Origin of the sequence: Streptomyces violaceus, assembly GCF_036014075.1 — a bacterium.
In the GTDB taxonomy this organism is placed as follows: Bacteria; Actinomycetota; Actinomycetes; order Streptomycetales; family Streptomycetaceae; genus Streptomyces; species Streptomyces violaceus.
This window is the reverse complement of record NZ_CP107911.1, coordinates 2293118-2318784: the sequence shown is the minus strand read 5'-3', so window position 1 is coordinate 2318784 and position 25667 is coordinate 2293118. Positions and strand designations below refer to the sequence as shown.

At 70.3% G+C, this 25667-nt stretch carries 19 protein-coding genes; 14 read left to right on the top strand and 5 right to left on the bottom strand.

Annotation, left to right across the window (positions count from 1 at the left end; genetic code table 11):
• Window positions 1-48 precede the first annotated feature (48 nt).
• Window positions 49-582 carry a TerD family protein gene (locus OG542_RS10315; RefSeq protein ID WP_328410140.1) on the bottom strand — a complete coding sequence of 178 codons (534 nt, stop codon included), beginning with the start codon at window positions 580-582 and terminating at the stop codon, window positions 49-51.
• A 155-nt stretch (window positions 583-737) separates the two neighbouring features.
• On the opposite strand from OG542_RS10315, the gene OG542_RS10310 reads away from it, so the two are divergent.
• The 3 genes from OG542_RS10310 (at window position 738) to OG542_RS10300 (ending at window position 3148) form a co-directional block, all read left to right on the top strand.
• On the top strand, window positions 738-1343 hold the full coding sequence (locus OG542_RS10310; RefSeq protein WP_193476392.1) for a YdbC family protein: 606 nt from the start codon (window positions 738-740) through the stop codon (window positions 1341-1343).
• Between the two features lie 227 nt (window positions 1344-1570).
• Window positions 1571-2230: a histidine phosphatase family protein gene (locus OG542_RS10305; protein ID WP_189721838.1), complete on the top strand. Its 660-nt coding sequence runs from the start codon at window positions 1571-1573 to the stop codon at window positions 2228-2230.
• 12 nt (window positions 2231-2242) lie between these two features.
• Window positions 2243-3148, top strand: a complete 906-nt coding sequence (locus tag OG542_RS10300; RefSeq protein ID WP_328410138.1) for an ADP-ribosylglycohydrolase family protein — start codon at window positions 2243-2245, stop codon at window positions 3146-3148.
• Window positions 3149-3439: 291 nt separating this feature from the next.
• Here OG542_RS10300 and OG542_RS10295 read toward each other — a convergent pair whose 3' ends face one another.
• On the bottom strand, window positions 3440-4987 hold the full coding sequence (locus OG542_RS10295; RefSeq protein ID WP_328410137.1) for an MFS transporter: 1548 nt from the start codon (window positions 4985-4987) through the stop codon (window positions 3440-3442).
• 187 nt (window positions 4988-5174) lie between these two features.
• On the opposite strand from OG542_RS10295, the gene OG542_RS10290 reads away from it, so the two are divergent.
• The 3 genes from OG542_RS10290 to OG542_RS10280 all read left to right on the top strand — a co-directional run bounded on the left by OG542_RS10290 (window position 5175) and on the right by OG542_RS10280 (window position 7277).
• Window positions 5175-5795 (top strand): TetR/AcrR family transcriptional regulator, encoded by a 621-nt coding sequence (locus OG542_RS10290; RefSeq protein ID WP_328410135.1) that lies wholly within the window; start codon window positions 5175-5177, stop codon window positions 5793-5795.
• Window positions 5796-5877: 82 nt separating this feature from the next.
• Window positions 5878-6579, top strand: a complete 702-nt coding sequence (locus tag OG542_RS10285; RefSeq protein ID WP_193476396.1) for a ribonuclease HII — start codon at window positions 5878-5880, stop codon at window positions 6577-6579.
• A gap of 68 nt (window positions 6580-6647) precedes the next feature.
• Window positions 6648-7277: a hypothetical protein gene (locus OG542_RS10280; RefSeq protein ID WP_193476397.1), complete on the top strand. Its 630-nt coding sequence runs from the start codon at window positions 6648-6650 to the stop codon at window positions 7275-7277.
• Window positions 7278-7512: 235 nt separating this feature from the next.
• On the opposite strand, the gene OG542_RS10275 is transcribed toward OG542_RS10280, so the two are convergent.
• On the bottom strand, window positions 7513-8127 hold the full coding sequence (locus OG542_RS10275; RefSeq protein ID WP_193476398.1) for a hypothetical protein: 615 nt from the start codon (window positions 8125-8127) through the stop codon (window positions 7513-7515).
• 344 nt (window positions 8128-8471) lie between these two features.
• Window positions 8472-10637 (bottom strand): RecQ family ATP-dependent DNA helicase, encoded by a 2166-nt coding sequence (locus tag OG542_RS10270; RefSeq protein ID WP_328410133.1) that lies wholly within the window; start codon window positions 10635-10637, stop codon window positions 8472-8474.
• Window positions 10638-10780: 143 nt separating this feature from the next.
• Here OG542_RS10270 and OG542_RS10265 point away from each other — a divergent pair, with 143 nt between their 5' ends.
• From OG542_RS10265 to OG542_RS10235, 7 genes are all read left to right on the top strand, one after another.
• Window positions 10781-12457 (top strand): DUF4192 domain-containing protein, encoded by a 1677-nt coding sequence (locus OG542_RS10265; protein ID WP_328410131.1) that lies wholly within the window; start codon window positions 10781-10783, stop codon window positions 12455-12457.
• A 632-nt stretch (window positions 12458-13089) separates the two neighbouring features.
• Window positions 13090-15009: a glycogen debranching N-terminal domain-containing protein gene (locus tag OG542_RS10260; protein WP_328410129.1), complete on the top strand. Its 1920-nt coding sequence runs from the start codon at window positions 13090-13092 to the stop codon at window positions 15007-15009.
• A gap of 131 nt (window positions 15010-15140) precedes the next feature.
• Window positions 15141-15899 carry an NUDIX hydrolase gene (locus OG542_RS10255; protein ID WP_184589838.1) on the top strand — a complete coding sequence of 253 codons (759 nt, stop codon included), beginning with the start codon at window positions 15141-15143 and terminating at the stop codon, window positions 15897-15899.
• Window positions 15900-16009: 110 nt separating this feature from the next.
• Window positions 16010-18412 (top strand): ATP-binding cassette domain-containing protein, encoded by a 2403-nt coding sequence (locus OG542_RS10250; RefSeq protein ID WP_328410127.1) that lies wholly within the window; start codon window positions 16010-16012, stop codon window positions 18410-18412.
• A gap of 161 nt (window positions 18413-18573) precedes the next feature.
• Window positions 18574-19461, top strand: coding sequence for a FadR/GntR family transcriptional regulator (locus tag OG542_RS10245; protein ID WP_193476403.1), 888 nt, complete (start codon window positions 18574-18576; stop codon window positions 19459-19461).
• 428 nt (window positions 19462-19889) lie between these two features.
• Complete coding sequence (locus OG542_RS10240) at window positions 19890-21431, top strand: RNA polymerase sigma factor (protein ID WP_261677345.1); 1542 nt, start codon at window positions 19890-19892, stop codon at window positions 21429-21431.
• Window positions 21432-21571: 140 nt separating this feature from the next.
• Window positions 21572-22408 carry a S1 family serine peptidase gene (locus OG542_RS10235; protein WP_328410123.1) on the top strand — a complete coding sequence of 279 codons (837 nt, stop codon included), beginning with the start codon at window positions 21572-21574 and terminating at the stop codon, window positions 22406-22408.
• 135 nt (window positions 22409-22543) lie between these two features.
• On the opposite strand, the gene OG542_RS10230 is transcribed toward OG542_RS10235, so the two are convergent.
• Window positions 22544-22771 carry a DUF7455 domain-containing protein gene (locus tag OG542_RS10230; RefSeq protein WP_193476406.1) on the bottom strand — a complete coding sequence of 76 codons (228 nt, stop codon included), beginning with the start codon at window positions 22769-22771 and terminating at the stop codon, window positions 22544-22546.
• Between the two features lie 440 nt (window positions 22772-23211).
• Between OG542_RS10230 and OG542_RS10225 the strand changes: the two genes are divergently transcribed.
• Window positions 23212-25335, top strand: coding sequence for a DNA gyrase/topoisomerase IV subunit B (locus OG542_RS10225; RefSeq protein WP_193476407.1), 2124 nt, complete (start codon window positions 23212-23214; stop codon window positions 25333-25335).
• The last annotated feature ends 332 nt before the right edge of the window (window positions 25336-25667 follow it).

The following is a 25667-nucleotide window of genomic DNA, read 5'->3' as shown; positions in this document are numbered from 1 at the left end:
TCTTGTCGTCACAGGGCCGTCTCCGCGCCGAACTCGCCGGAGACAAGCTCATGGCCGGCGTGCCGCCCCCATCGCGCTGGTGAAGGCCACGGGGTCGCCCTCGAAACCACGGACGCCGGAGTGGAAGGCCCACGGACCGGAGCCGTCCCGGGCGAACTCCGCGACCGTCGCGGCTGTCGCCCCCAGGACACCGCCGAAGTCGTCCTCCGCGAGGACCGTGTACCCCTCGCGGATGCGCAGGCCGGGGTTGACCACGCTGACGAAGGTGCGCTCCGCCGGGCGCTGCTGGATGACGACACCGACCACCACGCGCGCGTACCGGCCGTCGAGCCGATCGAGTTCCAGCGTCATGACCTCGTCGTAGCCGAAGCCCTGGCCGTCCTTGCTGTCCCGGTTGAGGTAGATGGTGCCGTCGGGGGAGCGGCTGTCGAAGTGCACCACATAGGCGGGATCGCCGTGCGGATCGTCCGCCAGATACGTCGCCGCGACGAGGTCCAGATCGGTGGACGGCTGCCCTGCCGGACTGGGATCCCACCTCATCGCGATCTCGATCTTGCCCAGTCCCTTGTTGAGCCCGTCCACCAGAGTCCCCTTCCCCGTACCGACCCGCCTGTTCGCCCCAACTGCCTGGCGCTTACGACTGTTTGTCCATCCTGCCACGGGTGCGGGTGCGCGCGTGGAGGAGTGGTCCGGCCGAGAGTGACCGGCGCCACGCTCCCTGGCCTTACCATGGCGCGGTGCTGGTCAAGTGGATTCGCTGCACCGTGGTGGACCGCCGCGGTTTCGAGCGGGGGCAGCGGAAGTGGGCGGGGCTTCTGGGGGAGCCGGGATTTCGCGGGCAGGGGGGTGGCTGGAGCCGGGGGCGGCCGGACGTGGCACACATATTCGCGTTCTGGGAGAGCCGCGCCTTCTACGACTCCTTCATGGCACGGTCCCACGACCGGCTGGCGTCGGCCCAGTCGGGCACCTTCAAGGGCGCCCAGGTCAGGCTCTTCGACTACCGCTTCGACGTGAAGACCGGCTTCGAACCGCGCTTCACGGACGCCGACCTGCTGCGGGTGGCGCTCTGCCGTGTTCACGAGGAGCGGGCCGAGCATTTCGTGCTGATGCAGGAAAAGGTCTGGAACCCGGCGATGGCCGGCTCTCCCGGCATGGTGCGCGGGCTGTTCGGCGAGGCGCCCGGGCACGAGTTCCTGGTGCTGTCGATGTGGCGCTCGGATGCCGAGCACGGCAAGTACCGCACCGAGCGAGTGGAGCGGCTCGCCCTGAGGGCCCAGACGGAGGCGGACGTGGCGGCGCTCACCGGGGACATCGTGGGCATGGAGCCGAGCTGGACTGTCTGACTGGGCCGGCCCGGAGGGTCTGGCCTTCGAGGACCAGGTCGCCGAGCTTGAGCCGCGCGGGAACGGTCCGATTTCAGAACAGTCTGATTCAGAGTGGTCTGGGGGATAGGTTCCTGGTCGGCGAGGGGCGTGACCTGTGTGACCTGTGATGCAGGATCTGTGTGACCTACGCTGTATGGGTGGGGTAGGAGTGCTCCACGAGCCCTCACCCGATCTAGGGTCTTGGCATGGCACGACCACGGCGCATCGTCCTTGTCCGGCACGGCGAGTCAACGGGCAATGTTGATGACTCCGTGTACGAGCGTGAACCCGACCACGCCCTGGCGCTGACCGAACGGGGTCGGCGGCAGGCGGAGGCGACGGGCGAGCGGTTGCGTGAACGGTTCGGTGGTGAGCGCGTCAGTGTGTACGTCTCCCCGTACCGCCGTACGCACGAGACGCTGCGCTCCTTCCATCTCGACCCCGAACTCATACGCGTACGCGAGGAGCCCCGGCTGCGCGAGCAGGACTGGGGCAACTGGCAGGACCGGGACGAGGTCCGCCTCCAGAAGGCCTACCGGGACGCGTACGGCCACTTCTTCTACCGTTTCGCCCAAGGCGAGTCCGGCGCCGATGTCTACGACCGGGTCGGCGGCTTCCTGGAGAGCCTGTTCCGTAGTTTCGAGGACCCCGACCATCCGCCGAACGTCCTCATCGTGACCCACGGTCTGGCCATGCGGCTGTTCTGCATGCGGTGGTTCCACTGGACGGTCGCGGAGTTCGAGTCGCTGTCGAACCCGGGGAACGGCGAGGTGCGGATGCTCGTTCTGGGAGACGACGGCAAGTACACGCTTGACCGGCCGTTCGACCGCTGGCGAGATCCCGAACCCTACGGGATCACCGGATAGAGTGGCAGGGCGATGACCGCTGATTTCTCCCCCGACGGGCGCCTGGACCGCGCCCTGGCCAGCCTGCGCGGACTGTCCGTCGGGGACGCCCTGGGTTCCCAGTACTTCGTGCCGGTGAACTACCCGTTGCTGAAGCGCCGCGAGGTGCCGTCCGGCCCGTGGCGATGGACCGACGACACGGAGATGGCCGGTTCCGTCGTCGCCGTCCTGGCCGCCCACCATCGCGTCGACCAGGACGCCCTTGCCCGTTCCTTCGCAGAGCACCACGATTTCGACCGCGGCTACGGTCCCGCGGTCAATCGCCTGCTGCGACTCGTCCGGGAGGGCGGGGACTGGCGCGAACTCGCCGCCGCGCTCTTCAACGGACAGGGGTCCTGGGGTAACGGCGCCGCTATGCGGATCGCCCCGCTGGGCGCCTGGTACGCGGGCGACCCGGAGCAGGCGACCCACCAGGCGGAGATCTCGGCCTACACCACCCACCAGCACCGCGAGGCGGTCGTCGGTGCGATGGCCGTCGCCGCGGCCGCCGCGTTCGCGGCCGCCCCCGGCGGGCCGCCCGGCGCCGAGGCCCTCCTCGACGGGGTCATCGACCTGGTGCCGAAGAGCGCGGTGGGCGCGGGGCTGCGCCGGGCCCGGGACATGCTCGACTACGGCGACCCGGCCACGGTGGCGGCGGTACTGGGGTGCGGCCGGCGTACGACCGCCCACGACACCGTGCCCTTCGCCATCTGGTCAGCGGCGAGAAGCCTCGGTGACTACGAGCAGGCGTTCTGGACGACCGCGCAGGTCGGCGGGGATGTCGACACCACCTGCGCCATCGTCGGCGGCGTGATCGCCGCGAGCAAGGTCGGGACACCACCCGCCGAGTGGGTGGGGCGGACGGAACCGCTCCCGGACTGGGTGCCCGCGTCGGCCTAGCGGCAAAGGCTCTTTCACCTCTTCGGGAACTCTCCGTACATCGCGGGAACTCTGTGTAATCGACCGCTCGTTGTCGGGACATCCGCTGCGCGAGCCGTCAGGGCGCGCAGGCACCGGAGTGGAGCGATGGGGGTGAACATGGGCGTCCTGCTCGCGGTTCTGATCCACTGGTGGGGCGTTTTCGTGCGCCGTCCGGGGAACGAACCGGTCGCGAACCGGCCCGACAGCCGCCGCCAGGCACGTGTCACGCCCGTCGGCGAGCCGCCGAGGCCGGCTCGCGATGCTGTGGTGTCAGCCGAGTCCCGGCCCGGCCGACCCGGCGAGCGCCTCCAGGTCACTCTTGCGGACCCGGATCACCAGCCAGGCCGTGGCCAGGGCGAGGACGGCCATCGCCGCGGCCGGGATGAAGGCTGTCGAGATGCCCTGGGCCAGCACCTCGTGCCCCCACGGTGCGGGCAGTTGCTGCGTACGGGCGAATTCCGCCTTTTGCTCCGCGGAGCCCTCGGCCATGAACTGCGGAAGCTGCTTCTCCGCCTCGTCCCGGGTCGCCGTGCCGAAGACCGTCGTCAGGATGGCCAGGCCCAGCGATCCGCCCACCTGCTGCGTCGTGTTGAGCAGCCCGGACGCGGCGCCCGCCTCGTGCGGGGCGACACCGGAGACGGCGGTGAGCGTCAGCGTCACGAAGTTCAGCCCCATACCGAAGCCGAAGACCAGCATCGGACCGAGGACCCCGCCGACGTAGGAACTGTCGGAGCTGATGAGCGCCTGCCAGGCCAGTCCGGTCATCGCGAGCGCCGAGCCCGCGAGCATGAACGGCTTGGGGCCCAGTACAGGCAGGAACCGCTGCGACAGACCCGCGCCGAGCGCGATCACGACCGTCACGGGCAGGAAGGCGAGCCCCGCCTCGATCGGGCTGTAACCGAGCACGTTCTGCACGAACAGCACGATGTAGAAGAACATGCCGAACATCGCCGCGGCCAGGCTCAGCATGATCACGTACGTGCCGGAGCGGTTGCGGTCGGCGAACATCCGCAGCGGGGTGATCGGTTCCTTGGCCCGGGACTCGATGATCCCGAAGGCCACCAGCAGGACCACCGCGGCGCCGAAGGACCCGATGGTGAGGCTGTCCCGCCAGCCCTCGTCCGCAGCACGGATGAAGCCGTAGACGAGGGACGCCATGCCCGTGGTCGAGGTCACCGCACCCGCGATGTCGAACCGGCCGGTGTGCCGGTCGGACTCGCTGATGTAGAGCGGTGTGAGCACGGCGATCAGCACGCCGATCGGTACGTTCACGAAGAGCACCCAGCGCCAGTCGAGCCACTCGGTGAGCATGCCGCCGGCGAGCAGGCCTATGGCGCCACCGCCCGCCGACACCGCGGCGAAGACCCCGAAGGCCCGGTTGCGCTGCGGGCCCTCGGGGAACGTGGTGGTGATGAGCGCCAGCGAGGTGGGCGACGCGATGGCGCCCCCCACGCCTTGCAGGACCCGTGCGGCCAGCAACTGCCAGGGCTCCTGGGCGAGCCCGCCGAGCAGCGAGGCAAGGGTGAACAGCAGGATGCCGGTCATGAAGACGCGGCGGCGGCCGAGGATGTCACCGGCCCTGCCGCCGAGGAGCAGCAGACCGCCGAAGGTGAGTGTGTAGGAGCTGACGACCCAGGTGAGGTCGGTGGTGCTGAACTTGAGCGCGTCTTGAATGTGCGGGAGCGCGATGTTCACAATCGTCGCGTCGAGTACCACCATCAGTTGGCAGGCCGCGATGACGGTGAGTGCGATGCCGGGATGTCCCTCCCGGCGGGCCGCACCTGGCTTCTGGTCCTGGAGCAATGGAGAGGTTGTCACTATGGGTCCCCCACGAGTGCGTTAGTGAACGCTCGCGTTCACTGCCGCGTCAAAGGTAGTGAGTCCCCAACAGTGAACGCAAGCGTTCACTCACGGCGTTGTCGTTCGGTATGTCCCCCTCTGCCGCCGTCCAGCACGCCTTCACATCCCCGAAATCCCCGCTTCTCTGTTCGTTGGAGAGAGTCAGATGGTTACCCCGAGCTGGGCGGATGCCCCCGCTCAGACAGCCGCCCGCCGCCGCGGCGCCGTGCTCGAGCGAGCGATCCTCGATGCCGCACTGGACCAACTCAGCACCGTCGGCTGGAACGGCCTGACGATGGAGGGTGTCGCCGCCGGCGCCCAGACCGGCAAGGCCGCGGTCTACCGGCGCTGGCCGTCCAAGGAGGACCTTGTCGCCGACGCTCTGCGTGCCGGTCTGCCGCATTTCGACGCGGCACCCGACGAGGGTGGGGTGCGTGAGGACCTCTTGGCGCTGTGTCTGCGAGCCCGGGACGCGATGTTCTCCCGCCCCGGTGTCGCGCTTCGCTCAGTGATTCACGAATGCGACACAATGCAGGCCGAGCGGTTTCATGCCGTGATCTTCGAGGGGGTCGTGGAGCCCACCATTCAGATGCTGCGGGAGGTCATCGAGCGTGGGATTCAGCGAGGAGAGGTGCGTTCTGACGCTGCTAACGGCTATGTCTTCGACGCCGTCCCGGCGATGATGATGTACCGCTCCAAGATGTGCGGCTGCGAATGGCGGGATCATGAAGTGGAGGAGATGATCGACCAGTTGATGGTTCCGCTGCTGCGGCCGAGCGGCTCCTGACGGGGGCTCGCGAAGGGTGTGACGCCGCCAGGGTGGCCCAGGGTGTCGCGGGCGCTTCCGGGCGGCGTAACCTAGGGGCGCCATGCCGTACGAACCACCTACTCACACCGTCGAGCGCTCCCTTCGAGCCACGACCGGAGCGAAGATCGTTGCAGGTGTCGACGAGGTGGGGCGCGGTGCGTGGGCCGGCCCTGTCACCGTCTGCGCGGCGATCACCGGACTGCGTCGGCCGCCCGAGGGCCTCACGGACTCGAAGCTGCTCACCATCAAGCGGCGCACCGAACTCGCCGAGGCCCTGCGGACGTGGGTGACGTCGTACGCCCTGGGTCACGCCTCCCCGGAGGAGATAGACCAACGGGGGATGACGGCCGCCCTGCGGCTCGCTGCGGGGCGTGCGTTGGATGCCCTGCCGGTCCGTCCGGACGCGGTCATCCTCGATGGCAAGCACGACTACCTCGGTGCTCCCTGGCGGGTTCGTACGGTGATCAAGGGCGACCAGTCCTGCGTGGCGGTAGCCGCGGCGTCGGTGATCGCCAAGGTTCAGCGCGACAAAATGATGGCCGAACTGGGTATCGACCATGCAGACTTCGGTTTTGCGGACAACGCCGGGTATCCATCCCCCGTGCACAAGGCCGCACTGGCGGAGCGGGGCCCCACCCCCTACCACCGGTTGTCATGGGCGTATCTTGATGCGCTGCCCCAGTGGCGGCACCTCAAGAAGGTCCGCAGCTGGGCGGACGGAAGTGTTCCGGAAATCGAGGGTCAGCTCGGCTTCGATTTCTGACGGTTTCGTTCGCACGCATGCGCCACCCGCCGACGCGGGCCGTACCAGCGTTTGATAAATATCAACTCATGCCTCTCATTCCCGAGGAGCCTCAGATTCACGAGAGTGCCCAGGGTCCCCGCGCCACTCCGGCCAGCGGCCGCACCGCGCCGACCCCCCGTCCCGTACCCGGCCCCCGTCCCGCGGCTCCGTCGCGTCCCGGTCGTCCCGGCCCTCTCCGGCCAGCGCCGCCGGTGCAACGTACGCCGCGTGACGCAGCCGCCAAGCCCGGTCCGTCCGGGCCCGCCGCCGGTGCCGCCGCTCCGGCCGCCCCGCAGATCCAGCTGATCCCGGCTTCCGCACAGGGCGCGCTCGACGCCGCCGAGGAGGCCGTGGACCTGCTCCTGGACGCGGGGCGCGCCCCCAGCGACGTCCTGGTGATCACGACCGGCGAACAGCACCCGTGGGCCACCCATGAGCTGTCCTTCGGTGAAACCTCCTACTGGGCCCAGCACGACGCCCGCGACGACGTCTTCTACACGGACGCCACCATCGCGGCCCGCGCCGCGTCGCGTCCGGTGGTCGTGGTCGCCGTTAACGGCGGTACCGAGGCCGCAGCCGCGAGCGCGCTGTCCCTGGCCCACTCCCGTGCGAACACCCTGCTGATCGTCTGCGGTGACCCGCAGCAGATCAACTCGGTGCTGGGCGCGGGCGTCTGAGTCGCTTCCTCAGCGTCCGGTCGGACGCTGAGGGCTTCCGATGCTGCTACGGCGGCTCCGCAGGGTGGGCGGTTCGGCATGCCCGAAGGACTGGACGCCGTGGTTGCGTACGGGCCTCGCCGGTTGGGGAGCGCGTCCTGCGGCCCTGCGTGGGTCGCGGGGCGGCACACGGGCTCGCATGCCGTGCGTTGGAGGCGCGCACAGCACCCGTGCGAAATGCTCTGGCCAGAGGGCTTCAGCGTGCCGCCGCTGCGCGGCGCAGGACCTCCGAGGCGGCGCCACCGGTGCGCGGCAACGGTGGCGCCGCCTCGGACGTGGCGAACGGCTCCGGTGCCGAGGCCGAGTGGGGGCGGCGTCCACCGCGGCCTTCGCCGAGGACCTGCCAGCCGTCACGCGTCAGCGTGATGTACGCCCCGCAGCGCAGCCCGTGCAGGGTGCAGGCGTCGCGCAGGCCCCACATCCACGCGCCGTCCTCCTCCGTCCAACGCGCGTCGCCCTCACGGCAGTAGAGCAGCACCGCGGTCCGTACCGGAGTGCGGCGCCGCAGATCGTGCGGGATGATCCGGCGCAGCTGCGCGAGCAGCACATTGCGGAACATCCAGCCGTCGGCCGGGGCCGGGCGGCGTACGAACGAGGCGCTCGCCCGCAGCCGTTCGTCCGGGTCGAGCACGGCGACGACAGCGGTCGCCGGCTGCGGGTGGTGCCGGGCATGCAGACCGCTGACGACCTCACGGGGGTCGCGCAACAGTGGGATCCCGGCGGCGGCCCATTCCGCGGGTTCGAGCAAGCGGTTGGCGGAAGCGGCGGACGTCGACGCCGCTGCCGAGGCCGGAGCGAATCCGAAGGTCACGGTCCTCCCTTCGGCTACGCGCCCACACTGCGGGCGAGGTCGGATTCCTGGGAGCGCGCACCGCAGCGAAGCCCTACCGGATCGGCGGGCGCGCCGTGCGGGAGCGGACCTCAATTCTTCCTGTCGAACTTGAATGCGGCAACGAGCAATTGAGGCCGCCGACCGTTATCAGATGATGCGCGGCTAATATCCCCACCCTGTGCGCCGCCGAGCCCCCCATGGGGCGTTCGAGCACGACACGTTCGTACGTCACGGGAGTGTGCGGCGTCCAGGGGTGTGCGCACGTGGTCAGGTGGCGGGTGCCCCGTGCTCCGGGACGGACACCTCGCCCAGGGCGTCGGTCGTCAGCCCTGCAAGGCCAGCACGAGCGGCAACACCCCCTGCGCACCGGAGCGTCGGAGCATGCGGGCCGCGACCGCGAGGGTCCATCCGGTCTCCGTGTAGTCGTCCACGAGGAGGACCGGGCCCTGGGCATCGGCCAGGGCGGACGCGAGGGCGGGCGGCACGGTCAGAGCGCCGTCGAGTGCCTTCAGCCGCTGGGCGCTGTTGCTCCGGGAACCGGGGCGCGCGTCACCGGTGTACTCGATGGCACCCAGCAGTGGCAGTCGGCCGACTTCCGCGATGCGCGCTCCCAGGGAGTGGATCAACGCGGGGCGGGTGCGGGACGCCACAGTGACGACGCCGACCGGGCGCGGCTGGGCGTCCGACGTGCCAGAAGCCCAGCCGCCGGGACCCTTGGCCCAGTCGGCCAGCACGCTCACGACCGCCTTCGCCACGTCGTCCGGAACGGGCCCGTCGAGGGCCTGGGGTGCGAGCAGGGGGCGCAGCCGGTTGCCCCAGCCGATGTCCGACAGACGCCCCAATGCGCGTCCCGATGCGGCCTGTTCTCCCGCCGGGATACGTCCCTTGAGGTCCACTCCGATCGCCGGCAGCCCTGTCGGCCACATGCGGCGGGGCTCCACCTCGACCCCCGCCCGGCCCAGGTCCACGCGCGCGGCGTCGAGTGCCTCCTCGGACGTGTCGGCCACGAAGCGCGGGCCTGTGCAGTTGTCGCATCGACCGCACGGCTTGGCGGCCTCGTCGTCAAGCTGACGCTGCAGGAACTCCATGCGGCAGTCCGTCGTCGACGCGTACGCGCGCATGGCCTGCTGCTCGGTCTCCCGCTGACGCGCCACCCACGCGTACCGCTCGGCGTCGTACGTCCACGGCCGCCCGGTCGAGATCCAGCCGCCCTTGACCCGCCTGACCGCCCCGTCCACGTCGAGGACCTTGAGCATGGTCTCCAGGCGGGATCGGCGCAGTTCCACCAAGGGCTCCAGAGCGGGCAGCGACAAGGGTTTCTCCGCCTGCGCGAGGAGATCGAGCGTGCGGCGCACCAGGTCTTCCGAGGGGAAGGCGAGCGACGCGAAGTACTTCCAGATCGCCTCGTCCTCCTTCCCCGGGAGCAGGAGCACCTCGGCGTGCTCGACACCGCGTCCCGCGCGGCCCACCTGCTGGTAGTAGGCGATGGGGGAGGAGGGCGAGCCGAGGTGCACCACGAAGCCCAGATCGGGCTTGTCGAAACCCATGCCGAGTGCGGAGGTGGCGACCAGCGCCTTCACCTTGTTGGCGAGCAGGTCCTCCTCGGCCTGCTGCCGATCGGCGTTCTCCGTCTTGCCCGTATACGAAGAGACCGTGTGCCCCCGCTGCCGGAGGAAGGCGGTGACCTCCTCGGCGGCGGCCACGGTGAGCGTGTAGATGATGCCGGAGCCCGGCAGTTCGTCGAGGTGCTCGGCGAGCCAGGCCATCCGATGCGCGGCGTCCGGCAGCCGCAGCACGCTCAGACTCAGGCTGTCGCGGTCCAGCGGGCCCCGCAGCACGAGGGCGTCCGAGCTGCCGCCGGTGCCGAGCTGTTCCGCGACGTCGGCCGTCACGCGCGCGTTGGCGGTGGCCGTGGTCGCGAGCACCGGCACACCGGACGGGAGGTCGGCGAGCATGGTGCGCAGCCGGCGGTAGTCCGGCCGGAAGTCGTGGCCCCAGTCGGAGATGCAGTGGGCCTCGTCCACCACCAGGAGCCCGGTGGCGGCCGCGAGCCGGGGCAGCACCTGGTCCCGGAAGTCCGGGTTGTTGAGCCGCTCCGGACTGACCAGCAGGACGTCCACCTCACCCGCGGCGATCTCGTCCTGAACAGACTCCCACTCCTCGGTGTTCGCGGAGTTGATGGTCCGGGCGTGGATGCCGGCCCGGGCCGCCGCCTCGACCTGGTTCCGCATGAGAGCGAGCAGCGGGGAGACGATCACCGTCGGACCGCTGCCCTGCGCCCGCAGCAGCGAGGTCGCCACGAAGTAGACCGCGGACTTGCCCCAGCCCGTGCGCTGGACGACCAGGGCACGTCGTCTGTCGGCGACCAGTGCCTCGATCGCCCGCCACTGGTCCTCGCGCAGCCGGGCCGCTCCCGAGACGTCCCCGACGAGACGGGCAAGGACCGTGTCGGCCGCCGCCCGGAGATCCGCGTTGCTCGTGTGCTCCATGCGTTCCATGAAACAGGACGGCAGTGACAACGGGAGCGGTGCACCGGGAGACGCGAGAGTCGGGAGATCTCTGGTGACGTGTCCCTGATCGAAGTTATCCACAAGGAAAACCGGAGCTTCGGATTCCGCGAGATCGTCTCGGCATGACGAACCACAGCGAAGCGACTGGATCCTCTGAAAACGGCGACATCACCGGGCCCGATGCACCGGGCAGGCACAAGGACGGCGGTCGGCAGAAGCGGGAGCCGAACGCGGGCGACGCGGCCGGACTGCACGCCCCCAGCCCCGCGCACGACAGTCACGGCGGCGAACATCAGGTCACCCTGCGCACCCCGGCCGAACTGGCCGATGCCCTGCCGTATCTGCTCGGTTACCGTCCCGAGGACAGCATTGTCCTGGTCGCCCTGCACGACAGGGACGGACGCGGACGGTTCGGAGGGCGGGCCCGGCTCGGTATCCCCGCCAACGCGGACGACTGGCCGTCCGCAGCCGGACAACTGGCCCACGGTCTGGTGACGGGCAGCGAGCGCCGAGGAGCCAGGCCCGAATCGATGGTCGCCTTCCTGTGCCAGGAGCCGCAGAAGGGCGAGTCCGGGCAGCACGTCATGGAGCGGCTGAGGCCTCTGGCCCAGAGGCTGCGCGTCGAGTGCGGTTCCCTGGACGTGGTGGTGGTCGAGGCGCTGTGCATCTCGGAGGGGCGCTACTGGTCGTACTGCTGTGACAACGCGGCATGCTGCCCGCCCGAGGGAGCGCCCATGGGCCTGCCCGGCACCTCCGTGCTGGCCGCCGCGGCCACCTACGCGGGGATCCAGGTGCGCGGCACGCTGCGGGAGCTGCGGGCCAGGCTGCTGCCTTGGGAGAACGCCGCCGCCCTCGAACAGGAGGCCGCCCTCGACACCGCCAGCATGACGCTGGTCCCGAGGCTCCTGGACGACGTGGGCCGCGCCTCCGTGGCCGACGAGACGCTGGAACTGGCCGGGAGGATCCTCGATCGCTTCGCCGAGGCGCGGCCCGTCTCCGGCATGCTCCTGGCGGACCTGCGCGACGACGAACTCCTCGGGTGCGACGAGGCCGCCCGGTTGATTCTCGGTCTGCAGGACCGCGCGACCCGCGACCGCGCGGCCGAGTGGATGGAGGGCGACGAGGCCGCGCGCGCCCTTCGTCTCTGGCGGACGCTGGCCCGCCGCTGCGTCGGACCCTACGGCGAACATGCCGCTGCGCCGCTCACTCTCGCGGGCTGGGTCGCATGGTCCACCGGCGACGAACTGGAGGCCCGGGAAGCTCTCGCCATGGCCCTGGGTGCTGATCCTGACTACCTCTTCGCCCGTCTTCTGCACCAGGCTTGCAACGAAGGCCTCGACCCGGAGTCGATCCGTACCTGCTTGCGAGCGGAGCGCGAAGGCCGTGGGCGAGCGGTGGTCGACCACGCCATGATCCGTGCGCACGATGCCGAGGCTGTCGGGCGAGAGACAGTGGTGTCACAGCCCGACCCCGAACCCACGCCCACAGCGACGTCCTCACGCCGTCGCCGCCGCTCCCGTACCGCCGGTGCTGTCGACACCGGCTCCGGCCGTACCCGTGCCGGCCGTGACACGAGCACGCCTACTTCGCCCGGGCGTAAGCCGGCAGGCACCACGCGCCCTGCCGGTGCCGCGGAAGCCGGCCTGCGCCCCGAACGTGCGACGACGGGTCCCGCGCGATCCGGCAGTGCGCGCACGGGCGGCACGCGTGCGCGCACTGCGCGGAAAGCAGCCATGCCCTGCCGGGACGCGGGGCAGGAAGGCGTGCAGCCCGGCCACGATACGGAGGGGGAGGAGTGACCCATCGCCCCCTGCAACCGGGTGGCCCTGGCGCACAAGGGCCGGGGGACGGGCGTGACTCGGAGGACGTCCACGGCGTTCACCTGAGTGGCGGAACGCCTGAACGGCGTGTGACGCCCCACCGCCCCTGCCCCGTCGGAGCCCTCCGGCACCGGCGCCGAACTCGATCGAGGCGCACAGAGCGCAGAGGAAGCCTTCCCATGCATCAGCCGACTCCGCCCTCCGCCGCCGGCGACCGCCGCTCTGCAGACGGGCCCCGACCGCCCTTCGTGCCGGGCCTGGGCCTGTCCGGGGGCGGCGCTCCGCGGTCGGGGGACCAGGATGCCCCTTCGCGACCAGTGGCCCGGGTCGATGGTTACGGGCCCAGGTTCCCTGGAGCTGCCTCACACGTCTCGCCGCCCACCGGCCCGGACTCTCGCTCCCCCTCGCCGCCGCGCCCGGGCCGTTCGTCGCCCCGATGGGCGGGCCAGAGCCGTGGCCCCGGATCCACGTCGGGGTACGGCTCACCCGCACCGCCCTCGGCTCAGGGCCGGGCATCGGCGCCCACGGGGCACACGCCTCCGCCCCCGTCCCGTGGTGCGACGATCCCCGGACTGCGATGGTCCGCAGACCTGCCACCCGCCCACACGGCGATGATCTGTGTCGCCCTTCCCGGCCTGGCCATCTCGACGGAGGAAGGGCAGATGACCGGCCGGGGGCTGGAAGGGTTCTATCGCGGCGGCCGGCGCGTGCTCTCCCGGTGCGAGATCCGCGTGGGCGGACGGGAGCCCCTCGCAGTGCAGGCCCGCATGGCCTCGGCCGACCGCGCCAGGTTCGTGGGCACGCTCCGCACGTCCCCGCAGGCCGGACCGGACCCGGACGTGGTCGTGGAACGCAACCGCTTCGCGGACGGCAGGGAGCGGATCACCCTGCACAGCGCGGCTCCCCGCCCGATGCGCCTGACGGTCGAGGTGGTCCTGGGCACGGATCTGGCCGACCTCGGTTCGATCGCGTCGGGCACCGCGGGACCCGAACTCCCCGCCAGCGTTCACGGCTCCGGCCTGCGCTGGTCCTGTCCCACCGGCAACGCGTCCGTGACAGCCGAACCGCCTCCCTCGGACGCCCTGGCCTCGGCCGGGCTGCTGCGGTGGGAGTTCGACCTGCCGCCGGGCGGAAGCAGAAGTGTGGAACTGCGGGTGCGGCCGGACGGTGCGGGGCCTCTCCGAGCCGTGGGCCGCGCCGCGACCAGCCCCCTGGCTGCGGCGTGTGCGGAAGGCGACGACCCCAGAGTCTCCGCCCTCTTGCGGACGAGCATCGAGGACCTCCAGGCCCTCTTGCTGCGTGACTCCGCGAACCCCGCGGACACCCATCTCGCGGCCGGGGCACCCTGGCGCTGCGGTCTGGCACCCGCCGACGCGCTCGTCGCCGCCCGGATGGCCCTGCCGCTCGGCACCGGCCTGGCAGCGGGGACGCTGCGGATCCTCGCCCGGACCCAACTCACCGGCCCGGGACCGCAGTCCGGGATGATCCCCGGCCCGAGACGGGACGCCGGGCCGTACCTTCCGCCGCAGTGCACCGGTACGGAGGCAACGCTGCTCTTCCCGGTACTGCTCGCCGAGGCCCGACGCTGGGGGCTCGGCGAGCAGGAGACGGAGGAACTGCTGCCCGCCGCCGAGCGCTGCCTGACCTGGCTGCGGACCACCGTGGGCGACGACGCATACCTGCGCGACCCGCACCCCGGCGGACCCATCCGCTGCGAGACACAGGCGCACGCCCACCGTGCCGCACTGCTCGGTGCCGATCTGCTCGATGCCTGCGGCCGTACCGGAGGAGCGGCACTCCGGCAGTGGGCGCAGGCCTTACGGCCCGCGTTCCGGGAGGACTTCTGGCTCGACGACCGCGGAGGCGGCCGGCCCGCGGCAGCCCGTGCCCCGGACGGCAGGCTCGTGCCTCACATGGGCGCGGCCGCCGTCCATCTCCTTGACACCGGCCTGCTGGGCGGGGGCGCGGTGGCACCCGGTCTGCTCGACAAGGTCCAGACCGAGAAGCTCGCCCGGCTGCTCGGCAGCCCCGTCATGGACTCGGGCTGGGGCCTGCGTGGACTGGGCGCGAAAGAACCGGGATTCAATCCGTTCGGCCACCGCGCCGGGGCCGTACGGATCCAGGAGACGGCACTCGCCGTCGCCGGTCTGGCCGCCGCAGGCTACGAGAAGGAGGCGAGCTCGCTCCTGCGCGGCGCACTCGAGGCCGCCGAGACCTTCGCCCATCGCCTGCCCGAGATGTACGCGGGGGAACAGCGTACGGAGGGAAGCGCTCCCCTCCCGCACCCGGCGGCCTGCCGCCCCGCGGCCACCCCGGCGGCGGCTGGAGTCCTGCTGCTCACCACGCTCGCCGGCATCCGGCCCGATGCCCCGGCCGGGACTGTCACCCTGCGCCCTGTGCGCAGCGCACCCCTGGGCGAGGTCGGCTTCACGGGTCTGCGTGTGGTGGGCGCCCCGTTCTCCGTGCGGGTCAGCCGGCTCGGCCTCGTCATGGTCGAGGAGGCGGCCGACGGACTGCAGCTGGGGGCTTGACCAGCCACGACAGATCACCGTTGGACCACCGGGAATCGACAGTGAAGCCCACATCCGACCGAAGTGGATCAGTAAGCGAAGCGAGTCGCGAAGAGAGTGTTTATCGTCAGGCAGACGACTATGATCGCCGCATGCCCTACGACCCGTCAGCGTTTCCGCCCTTCGCCGTCACCGTGGACCTGGTCGTACTGACCGTGCGTCGCCATGCCCTGTGCGCGCTGGCGGTACGGAGGGGCGAACCACCGTTCCAGGGGCGTTGGGCACTCCCCGGCGGTTTCGTACGGGCCGACGAGGACCTGGCACAGGCCGCGGCGCGCGAGCTGGCCGAGGAGACAGGGCTGCGCGTCCACGACCCGGCCGTCCCCGCCCAAGACAACGGCGCACACCTGGAGCAGCTCGCCACCTACGGAGATCCCAAGCGGGACCCCAGGATGCGGGTCGTCAGTGTCGCTCACCTCGCCCTGGCTCCCGACCTGCCCGCGCCCAGGGCGGGCGGCGACGCCAGCAACGCGCGCTGGGCTCCGGTCGAGGAACTACTGCAGCAGGGCGGCTACGGGCGTGACGCCGAGCCGGTCGCCCCGCTCGCCTTCGACCACGCGCAGATTCTGGCGGACGGCGTGGAGCGAGCCCGCTCCAAGATCGAGTACTCGTCGCTGGCCACAGCCTTCTGCCCGCCCGAGTTCACGGTCGGAGAGCTGCGTCGTGTCTACGAGGCCGTGTGGGGCGTGGCGCTCGACCCGCGCAACTTCCACCGCAAGGTGACGGGCACCCCGGGCTTCCTGGTGCCCACAGGTGGGACTACCACCCGCCAGGGCGGCCGCCCGGCACAGCTCTTCCGGGCAGGTGGCGCGACGCTGCTCAACCCTCCGATGCTGCGCCCCGAGGTGTGACGCCGGGCCTGGAACGCGACCTGCCCCCAGCCCGAACTCGGGTGATTGCCCTGCCCGAGACGGCCTTGCGCTGCCCGAAAAAACGGACATAGCGCGCTATCTTGCTGTGAGTGATCCAGGCCTTCGGACTGACCAGCAACCCTCGCAAAGAGCTTCCGCCCGCGGCCGACGACGTCTCCTTCGAGGCGCGAGCGGGCCGCGTCACCGCGCTGCTCGGAGCGCCGGGCGCCGGCAAGACGACAGTCCTCAGGCTCATGCTCGAGCTCCAACAAGGCCGTGGCATCACCTACTTCCGGGGCCGCCCCCTGCATCGCATCGCCCATCCCTCACGCGAGGTCGGCGTGCTGCTGGGCGACGTGCCGGGGCACCCGGCCCGCACGGTCCGTGGCCACCTGCGCATGCTGTGTGCCGCCGCGGGTGTTCCGGTCCGGCGCGCTGACGAAGTCCTCGAGGCGGTCGGACTCGTGAGCCTGCGCGATGAACGCCTCGGTGCCCTCTCGCGCGGCATGGACCGCCGCCTCGGCCTGGCCTGCGTCCTGCTGGCCGACCCACACACCCTCGTCCTCGACGACCCTGCCGACGGGCTCTCCGTCCGCGAGGGCGGCTGGCTGCACGGCATGCTTCGCGCACACGCCGGCCACGGCGGCACGGTCCTGTTCACGACGGCCGACCCCAAGGAAGCCGCACGCACCGCCGACCGCGTCGTCACGCTGGAGCAGGGCAGGCTCGTGGCCGACCAGGAGGCCGCGGAGTTCTCGCGCACCCGCCTGCGTCCCCGTGTAGCCGTACGCAGCCCGCACGCGGCCCGTCTGGCGGCTCTCCTGACCAAGCAGGCCCGCACAGCGCAGCGCTCTGTCGAAATCGTACGCGAGGGCAACAACCGTCTCTCCGTGTACGGAAGTACCTGCGCGGACGTCGGGGAGGCCGCGTTCCGCCACGGCATCGTCGTCCACCAACTCGCCGACGAGATCGGCGACATGGGTCCCGGTGCGGGCGCCGCGCAGCCAGGCGATCCGCACAGCGACCGCGATGGGGGCCTGGTCGGCTCGGGGCAACCGGCGGACGAGCGGCGGCGGGTCGCCACGGCGCGAACCTCCGCCGACAAGCCGGACCACGACAGAGTCGAGCCGGACCACGACAGAGTCGAGTCGGATCATGACGGCGTCGAGCCGGACGGCGACAGAGTCGAGCCGGATCACGAGAGCGTCGAGCCGGAGGCCTCCAGTGGCGAGCCGGAGCGAGTCCCTGCCCAGCCGAGGCACGTCACCGACGCCCCCTGGCCAACCGCTGCGCCCCGGGCCGGTGAGCCGGAGCCTTCCCTCGACGTGTCGATGCCGAACACAGCGGACCCCGTGGCCATCGCCCCTGGGCTGCGAACCACCATCGAGCTGAAGCCCACCGCTGACGAACCAGGACCAGCCGCCGACGAGCCGCTGCCCGACTCTCGCCAGGCGCAGCCCTCCCATGAGTTGCGGCCCACCCTCGAACTGCGGCTCACCGCTGACGCACCGGAACCCGTCGCCGACGAGCCGCTGGACGACTCCGGCCAGGCGCAGCCCGCCGCCGAGCCTCACGAGCGCTCAGACGTGCCCGCGGCCGACCACGTGGACAATGCCTCCGCCTCTCCCCAGGAGGAGACGACCGCCCCCTCCCCACGCCCTGCGCCGCACCCCGTCGAAGCCCGCATGGCTCGCACCCTCGACGCACTGCCCCCTCTGCCGCCTCCCATCTCCGTCCGCCCCGCCCCCAGTCCGCTCCGCCCTCTCCGCTACGAGATCCGCCGTGCCGCCGGGATCGGCACCGGCTTTCTCACCGGGGCCGTTGTGCTGGTCGTGTCCGCGGTGACCGCCGTCGTGCTCGCCCGTATCGGGCATACTCCGCAGGCGCGTCTGCTGGCCGCCTGGCCGCGGGAATTGCCCCTGCCGCCCGCGGCGCTCGGTGCGGGACTGCTCGGCGCGCTGGCCTTCGGCGACGAGTTCCGCCACCCGGCTCTGGCCGCGGACCGCGGCACCGTGCCCCGCCGGCTGGGGCTGCTGGCCGCCAAACTGCTCGTCGCCTCGGCCACCGCGCTGGTGCTGGCCGTCCTCACCGTCGGCTGCGACACCGAGGTGCTCTATCTCGTCTACGGACGGGAACTCGCGCAGGTTCCCGCCGACTGGCTGCCGCTGAGTGCGAGTTGGATCGGTCTCGTCATCGGCTGTGCCTGGGCCGGCGTGCTGGCCGCCGGAGTCTTCCGGTCCACCACGGCCGGGCTCGCCGCGGTGGCCGCCGTACCCCTCCTCGTCGTACCCGTCGTGCACAAGGTCCTGGACGGACCGTCCGTTCGAACCGCGGCCGGACTGCCCATGCGGCTGCGAGAGGTCCTCGTACCGCGGTGGCCCTTCGGGGGAGAGCGTTATCTGGAAGCCGCGCTCGGAGTGCTGTCCCAACCCGTCGGCGGCGCACTGACGTTGTCGCTGACCGCGCTGCTCTGCGCGTACCTGCTCACCACCCTGCGGAGCAGATTCCGGTGACGACTGTCCGTAACCCCCCGTCCAGCCATGCGCACAACTCCCCGCAGAACGCCCATTTCTTTCCGATAAGGCGTCAATTGCGACGGGGTGAGCGATCACCCTTTCGTGTGCTTTTCACCAAAGACCTCAAGGGAGTTGGAGACGGCGCCGACAAAGGAAGCGTGAGTACCCTTGCGCACACCATGATGACCGCCGCCCGCTCCGCTGACTCCGGCCTCGCGAGCCCGGGCGAACTCGACCGCTACCCGTACGCCGAGGCGCCCGCCGTCGACCGCGTCGGGGTCTCTGCCTGGGACGGCGCGGACCCCGAGCTGGGCCGTGTGGGCCGACGCGCCGCGGGCAGCCGCGGACGCGGGCTGCACGGCCAACTCGTTCAGCAGCTGGGTCAGATGATCGTCTCCGGTGACCTGGGCGCCGACCGCCCGCTGGTGCCCGAGGAGATCGGCCAGCGCTTCGAGGTCTCCCGTACCGTCGTCCGAGAGTCGCTCCGCGTCCTGGAAGCCAAGGGCCTGGTGAGCGCCCGCCCGAACGTCGGCACGCGTGTGCGCCCGGTCAGCGACTGGAACCTCCTCGACCCGGACATCATCGAGTGGCGGGCCTTCGGGCCGCAGCGCGACGACCAGCGCCGCGAGCTGAGCGAGCTGCGGTGGACGATCGAGCCGCTCGCCGCCCGCCTCGCCGCCGGCCACGGGCGCGAGGACGTCCAGCAGCGCCTGATGGACATGGTCGAGATCATGGGGCACGCGATGGCCCAGGGTGACGCGCTCACGTTCTCCCGCGCCGACTCCGAGTTCCACTCGCTTCTCATCCAGGTCGCGGGCAATCGCATGCTGGAGCACCTCTCGGGAATCGTGTCCTCGGCCCTCCAGGTCTCGGGCGGCCCGGTCACGGGCTGTGACCGGCCGAACGAGGCGTCGCTGGCGCACCACGGCCGTATCTGTGACGCCCTCGCCGCCGGTGACGGAGCCGCGGCCGAGACGGCGATGCGCCAACTCCTCACGGTCCACCCCGAGGTGGAACGGGTAGTGCCCGCCCCGCGCGAGCACTGACCGCGTTCCGCGGGCGGCGCGGCCGGGTGCGCCACCCCCCTCCTGTGGCAGCGCCCGATCGATGAACCGCCTCCCGTCGGACCCCGCAGGATCCTTTGTGATCCTGCGGGGTCCGACGGCGCGAAGGGGCCACCCATCCGCCGCAGCGGTAAGGTCACGTCCAGGAGTGACAGCCTCTATCCGTATCTGACCGTTTTTATCCGCTTACGTGGTGTGACTCGGGCCACGCGGATTGGGCGTAACGCTCGCGGGAAGAACGCGATGACCTAAGAGGTGGCAGCCGCGGAGGGAATACGGACGTCGTTCACGGCGCTGTGCATCTTCCCGGCCCCCGCCCGCGCCGTCGGCCCATCCCCAAGCCGGCGGTCGGCTCCTGTCCACTGTGGACGGGGCCGGAAGCCGTTTTCCAACGTTCCGAGAGGTTGTTCGTGTCGGCCAGCACATCCCGTACGCTCCCGCCGGAGATCGCCGAGTCCGTCTCTGTCATGGCGCTCATTGAGCGGGGAAAGGCTGAGGGGCAGATCGCCGGCGATGACGTGCGTCGGGCCTTCGAAGCTGACCAGATTCCGGCCACTCAGTGGAAGAACGTACTGCGCAGCCTCAACCAGATCCTCGAGGAAGAGGGTGTGACGCTGATGGTCAGTGCCGCAGAGCCCAAGCGCACCCGAAAGAGCGTCGCAGCGAAGAGTCCCGCCAAGCGCACCGCCACCAAGACGGTCGCGGCCAAGGCGGTGACCACCAGGAAGGCCACCGCCACCGCCACGCCGGCGGCGCCCGCCGCCGAGCCCGCCGTCGAGGACGAGGCGCCTGCCAAGAAGGCAGCCGCCAAGAAGACGACCGCCAAGAAGGCGGCCGCGAAGAAGACCGTCGCCAAGAAGACGGCGGCCAAGAAGACCAGCGCCAAGAAGGACGACGCCGAACTCCTCGAAGAGGAGGTGCTCGAGGAAGCAGCCCCGGTCAAGGCCGGTGAGGAGCCCGAGAGCACGCCGGAGAACGCGGGCTTCGTGCTGTCCGACGAGGACGAGGACGACGCGCCCGCCCAGCAGGTCGCCGCCGCCGGCGCCACCGCCGACCCGGTCAAGGACTACCTCAAGCAGATCGGCAAGGTCCCGCTGCTCAACGCTGAGCAGGAGGTCGAGCTCGCCAAGCGCATCGAGGCCGGTCTGTTCGCCGAGGACAAGCTGGCCAACGCCGACAAGCTCGCCCCCAAGCTCAAGCGCGAGCTGGAGATCATCGCCGAGGACGGCCGCCGCGCCAAGAACCACCTCCTGGAGGCCAACCTCCGTCTGGTGGTCTCCCTGGCCAAGCGCTACACGGGCCGCGGAATGCTCTTCCTGGACCTCATCCAGGAGGGCAACCTCGGTCTGATCCGCGCGGTGGAGAAGTTCGACTACACCAAGGGCTACAAGTTCTCCACGTACGCCACCTGGTGGATCCGTCAGGCGATCACCCGCGCCATGGCCGACCAGGCCCGCACCATCCGTATCCCGGTGCACATGGTCGAGGTCATCAACAAGCTCGCGCGCGTGCAGCGTCAGATGCTCCAGGACCTGGGCCGCGAGCCCACCCCGGAGGAGCTGGCCAAGGAACTCGACATGACCCCGGAAAAGGTCATCGAGGTCCAGAAGTACGGCCGCGAGCCCATCTCGCTGCACACCCCGCTGGGCGAGGACGGCGACAGCGAGTTCGGTGACCTCATCGAGGACTCCGAGGCGGTCGTCCCGGCCGACGCGGTCAGCTTCACCCTTCTCCAGGAGCAGCTGCACTCCGTCCTGGACACGCTGTCCGAGCGCGAGGCGGGCGTCGTCTCCATGCGTTTCGGTCTCACCGACGGTCAGCCGAAGACCCTCGACGAGATCGGCAAGGTCTACGGCGTCACGCGTGAGCGGATCCGCCAGATCGAGTCCAAGACCATGTCGAAGCTGCGCCACCCGTCCCGTTCGCAGGTACTGCGCGACTACCTCGACTAGTCGCCGGTCGTACGACGCGGAAGACCCGGTTCCCTGAGGGGACCGGGCCTTCCGCCATGCCGTGTCTCCCCGGGGGTGCGGCGCGGCGCAGGGTGAATCACTCTGGGTGTTCAGTGGACACCACGGAGTGAGGAGTGGGTATGCGTCGTCGCCTTGCCCGGGCCCTGGCCCGACCGCTGGTCCTGGCAGCCGCGGCATCCGCCATATCAGTGGCCTCCAGTGCCCCTGTGGCCGCCGACAGTGTGGTCATAGGCGGATTCCCTGTAGATGTGTCCGAGAGTCCGTGGACGGTCGCCCTGTCCAGCCGTGACCGGTTCGGGGGTACGCGAGCTGGGCAGTTCTGCGGCGGCGTGGCGGTCGGTCGCAGCACGGTGCTCACCGCCGCCCACTGCCTGGACAAGGAGGTCTTGGGTGTAGCGCCGGAGCGTGTGCGTGACCTCAAGGTCATAGCGGGACGCACAGACCTGCTCTCGGACCGCAGCGGCCGGGAGATCGCCGTGCGGCGTTCCTGGGTGAATCCGGTGTACGACGGTGTCAGCAACTTCGGGGACTACGCCGTACTCACCCTGGCCGAACCTCTGCCCGCCGGCTCGGTGATCGGTATGGCGGCCGACGGTGATCCCGCGTACGCGGTGGGTGAGGCTGCGACGGTGTACGGGTGGGGCGACACCTCCGGCGCCGGCGAGTATCCGAACAGTCTGCGCGCTGCGCGCGTGCGCGTGCTCTCCGATGAGCTCTGCGAGGACGCCTATCCGGGCGGGTCCGACGGCACCTACGAAGCCGGGAGCATGCTGTGCGCGGGGGAGAGAGGTGGAGGCCGGGACGCCTGCCAGGGCGACAGCGGGGGGCCGCTGGTGGCCCGGGGGCGGTTGATCGGGCTCGTGTCCTGGGGGATCGGCTGCGGGCGGTCCGGCAGCCCCGGGGTGTACATGCGTGTGTCCGACATCATGCGGACGCTCGGCTGGACACGGGGCTGAGGAGACTCGCGGGGGCGTCCGGCGGAGCCTGGGCGGGCTTGTGGAGGACGAGGACGGGCGGCTGCCTCTGCTCTCAGAGGCAGCCGCCCATTCACCGGCCTGTGCCGGGCTGGCTCGTCGTCGGAACGCGAGGTGTCAGCGCTCTTCTTCGGAGGCGGTCGCGGGAACGGTGAGCCGCTCCGTCTCGTCCTGTATCTCAGCGGCGATCTTCTTGAGTTCCGGCTCGAACTTGCGACCGTGGTGGGCGCAGAAGAGCAGTTCTCCGCCGCTGAGCAGGACGACGCGCAGGTACGCCTGGGCGCCGCAGCGGTCGCAGCGATCAGCGGCCGTCAACGGGCTCGCGGGGGTCAGAACAGTAGTCACGTCGCCTCTTCTCTAGCTCGACGAGCTGTCGTACCAGGGTCAACATCCAACCAGCCATAAAACGTTCCCGCTCGTGGCTTTTCCTCGAAAAAATCTTGCGAGGCGGCTGTCTGCTGCCGGTTGGCGGCGAATGTGCCGTATTGCGTGTCTATGTGTCTTACGGGGCTTCGCGTTGTTTCGGTGGTCGGTCCTCCCGGCTGGGTTGCCGGTTGTTCATGAGGACGTGCCCGGAGCCTAAATGGTTCATGCCTGGAAGGGAACGTGATGTGTACTTCACTCCAACGAGGGATCGAACACGCATGCGAGCCTGGACTAGTGTGAGTCTCTGGCAGGGTGGCGTTACAACGGCTCTACCAGGCCTCGGTACCCTCTCACCGGTGACTGAAGCCGTGCCCTTACCCATGAGGGCCCCATCTGAAATTCAGCGAGGAGCGAACCGCGTGACCGCCGAAACGTCCGTGCCGTCCACAGCTCTGCTGGCAGGAGCAGACCGGGACGGATCCAACTACACCGCGCGGCACCTGCTCGTCCTTGAGGGGCTCGAAGCCGTGCGCAAGCGCCCGGGCATGTATATCGGGTCGACCGACAGCCGCGGTCTCATGCACTGCCTCTGGGAGATCATCGACAACTCCGTCGACGAGGCCCTGGGCGGCTACTGCGACCACATCGAGGTCATCCTCCAGGACGACGGATCCGTCGAGGTCCGGGACAACGGCCGCGGCATCCCGGTCGACGTCGAGCCCAAGACCGGCCTCTCCGGTGTCGAGGTCGTCATGACCAAGCTGCACGCCGGCGGCAAGTTCGGCGGCGGCTCGTACGCCGCCTCCGGTGGCCTGCACGGCGTCGGCGCCTCAGTGGTGAACGCCCTCTCCGCCCGCCTGGACATCGAGGTGGACCGCGGCGGGCACACCCACGCCATCAGCTTCCGGCGCGGCGTCCCGGGGGCTTTCGCCGGGAACGGCCCGGACGCCAAGTTCGACGCCAAGGGCGGGCTGCGCAAGGCCAAGAAGATCCCGAAGAGCCGTACCGGCACGCGCGTGCGGTACTGGGCCGACCGCCAGATCTTCCTCAAGGACGCCAAGCTCTCCCTGGAGAACCTGCATCAGCGTGCCCGCCAGACGGCCTTCCTGGTGCCCGGCCTGACCATCGTCGTGCGCGACGAGTACGGACTCGGCGAGGGCGGCAGCAAGGGCGAGGAGTCCTTCCGTTTCGACGGCGGTATCAGCGAGTTCTGCGAGTACCTGGCGAGCGACAAGCCGGTCTGCGACGTCCTCCGTTTCTCCGGACAGGGCATCTTCAAGGAGACAGTCCCCGTCCTGGACGACCACGGCCAGATGACGCCCACCGAGGTCACCCGGGAGCTCGGCGTCGACGTCGCGCTGCGCTGGGGCACGGGATATGACACGACGCTCAAGTCGTTCGTGAACATCATCGCCACCCCCAAGGGCGGCACCCACGTCGCCGGTTTCGAGCAGGCCGTCGTGAAGACGATGAACGAGGTGCTGCGCACCAAGAAGCTGCTGCGCGTCGCCGAGGACGACATCGTCAAGGACGACGCCCTGGAGGGCCTCACCGCGGTCGTCACGGTGCGCCTCGCCGAGCCCCAGTTCGAGGGCCAGACCAAGGAGGTGCTCGGCACCTCTGCGGCGCGGCGGATCGTGAACAACGTGGTCGTCAAGGAGCTCAAGGCGTTCCTGACCTCCACGAAGCGGGACGCCGCCGCCCAGGCCCGGGTGGTCATGGAGAAGGCCGTCGCCGCGGCCCGTACGCGCATCGCCGCCCGCCAGCACAAGGACGCGCAGCGGCGCAAAACGGCTCTGGAGTCCTCCTCGCTGCCGGCCAAGCTCGCCGACTGCCGCAGCGACGATGTCGACCGCAGTGAACTGTTCATCGTCGAGGGCGACTCAGCGCTCGGTACGGCCAAGCTCGCCCGGAACTCGGAGTTCCAGGCGCTGCTGCCGATCCGGGGCAAGATCCTCAACGTCCAGAAGTCGTCCGTGACGGACATGCTGAAGAACGCCGAGTGCGGCGCGATCATCCAGGTCATAGGAGCCGGATCGGGCCGGACCTTCGACATCGACACGGCTCGCTACGGCAAGATCATCATGATGACCGACGCCGATGTCGACGGCTCGCACATCCGCACCCTGCTCCTGACCCTGTTCCACCGCTACATGCGGCCCATGGTCGAGGCCGGCCGGGTCTTCGCGGCGGTGCCCCCGCTGCACCGCATCGAGATCGTCCAGCCGAAGAAGGGCCAGGACAAGTACGTCTACACGTACTCGGACCGGGAACTGCGGGACAAGCTCATGGAGTTCCAGAGCAAGGGCATCCGCTACAAGGACTCGATCCAGCGCTACAAGGGTCTCGGCGAGATGGACGCCGACCAGCTGGCCGAGACGACCATGGACCCGCGCCACCGCACCCTGCGCCGGATCAACCTCTCCGACCTGGAGTCGGCCGAGCAGGTCTTCGACCTGCTGATGGGCAACGACGTCGCGCCGCGCAAGGAGTTCATCTCCAACTCAGCGGCGACGCTGGACCGGTCGCGGATCGATGCGTAGCCGCTGCTCCGGACCGTAGCCGGGCAGGGGCGGGGCGTCGCTGACCGGCGTGAACCGCTCGGGGACATCTCTGTGCCGCCCTGGTTCAGGTGCGGCACCAGCGGTGCCCGAATGAGGCGTCCGGACATGCCCCGGCCGAGCCCGCCAGCGCCGCTCCCGCCCGTCACGATGCTCGCACGAGGCGTCTCTCCACCCGTGGGTGGAGAGACGCCCGGTCTGGGATCCACCCGTGATCCACCCTGGCTCCGATCCTGTGACCTGGCGATTTCCGTAGCGTCGAAGGAGCCGGCGGCACCCGCTGCCGGCAGCCCCCTTCTCGCTCACGGAGGTCG

Coding starts and splice junctions, on each gene's coding strand:
- OG542_RS10305 (WP_189721838.1), top strand. CDS start 1,571: ATGGCACGACCACGGCGCATCGTCCTTGTCCGGCACGGCGAGTCAACG.
- OG542_RS10300 (WP_328410138.1), top strand. CDS start 2,243: ATGACCGCTGATTTCTCCCCCGACGGGCGCCTGGACCGCGCCCTGGCC.
- OG542_RS10290 (WP_328410135.1), top strand. CDS start 5,175: ATGGTTACCCCGAGCTGGGCGGATGCCCCCGCTCAGACAGCCGCCCGC.
- OG542_RS10285 (WP_193476396.1), top strand. CDS start 5,878: ATGCCGTACGAACCACCTACTCACACCGTCGAGCGCTCCCTTCGAGCC.
- OG542_RS10280 (WP_193476397.1), top strand. CDS start 6,648: ATGCCTCTCATTCCCGAGGAGCCTCAGATTCACGAGAGTGCCCAGGGT.
- OG542_RS10270 (WP_328410133.1), bottom strand. CDS start 10,637: ATGGAGCACACGAGCAACGCGGATCTCCGGGCGGCGGCCGACACGGTC.
- OG542_RS10265 (WP_328410131.1), top strand. CDS start 10,781: ATGACGAACCACAGCGAAGCGACTGGATCCTCTGAAAACGGCGACATC.
- OG542_RS10260 (WP_328410129.1), top strand. CDS start 13,090: ATGATCTGTGTCGCCCTTCCCGGCCTGGCCATCTCGACGGAGGAAGGG.
- OG542_RS10255 (WP_184589838.1), top strand. CDS start 15,141: ATGCCCTACGACCCGTCAGCGTTTCCGCCCTTCGCCGTCACCGTGGAC.
- OG542_RS10235 (WP_328410123.1), top strand. CDS start 21,572: ATGCGTCGTCGCCTTGCCCGGGCCCTGGCCCGACCGCTGGTCCTGGCA.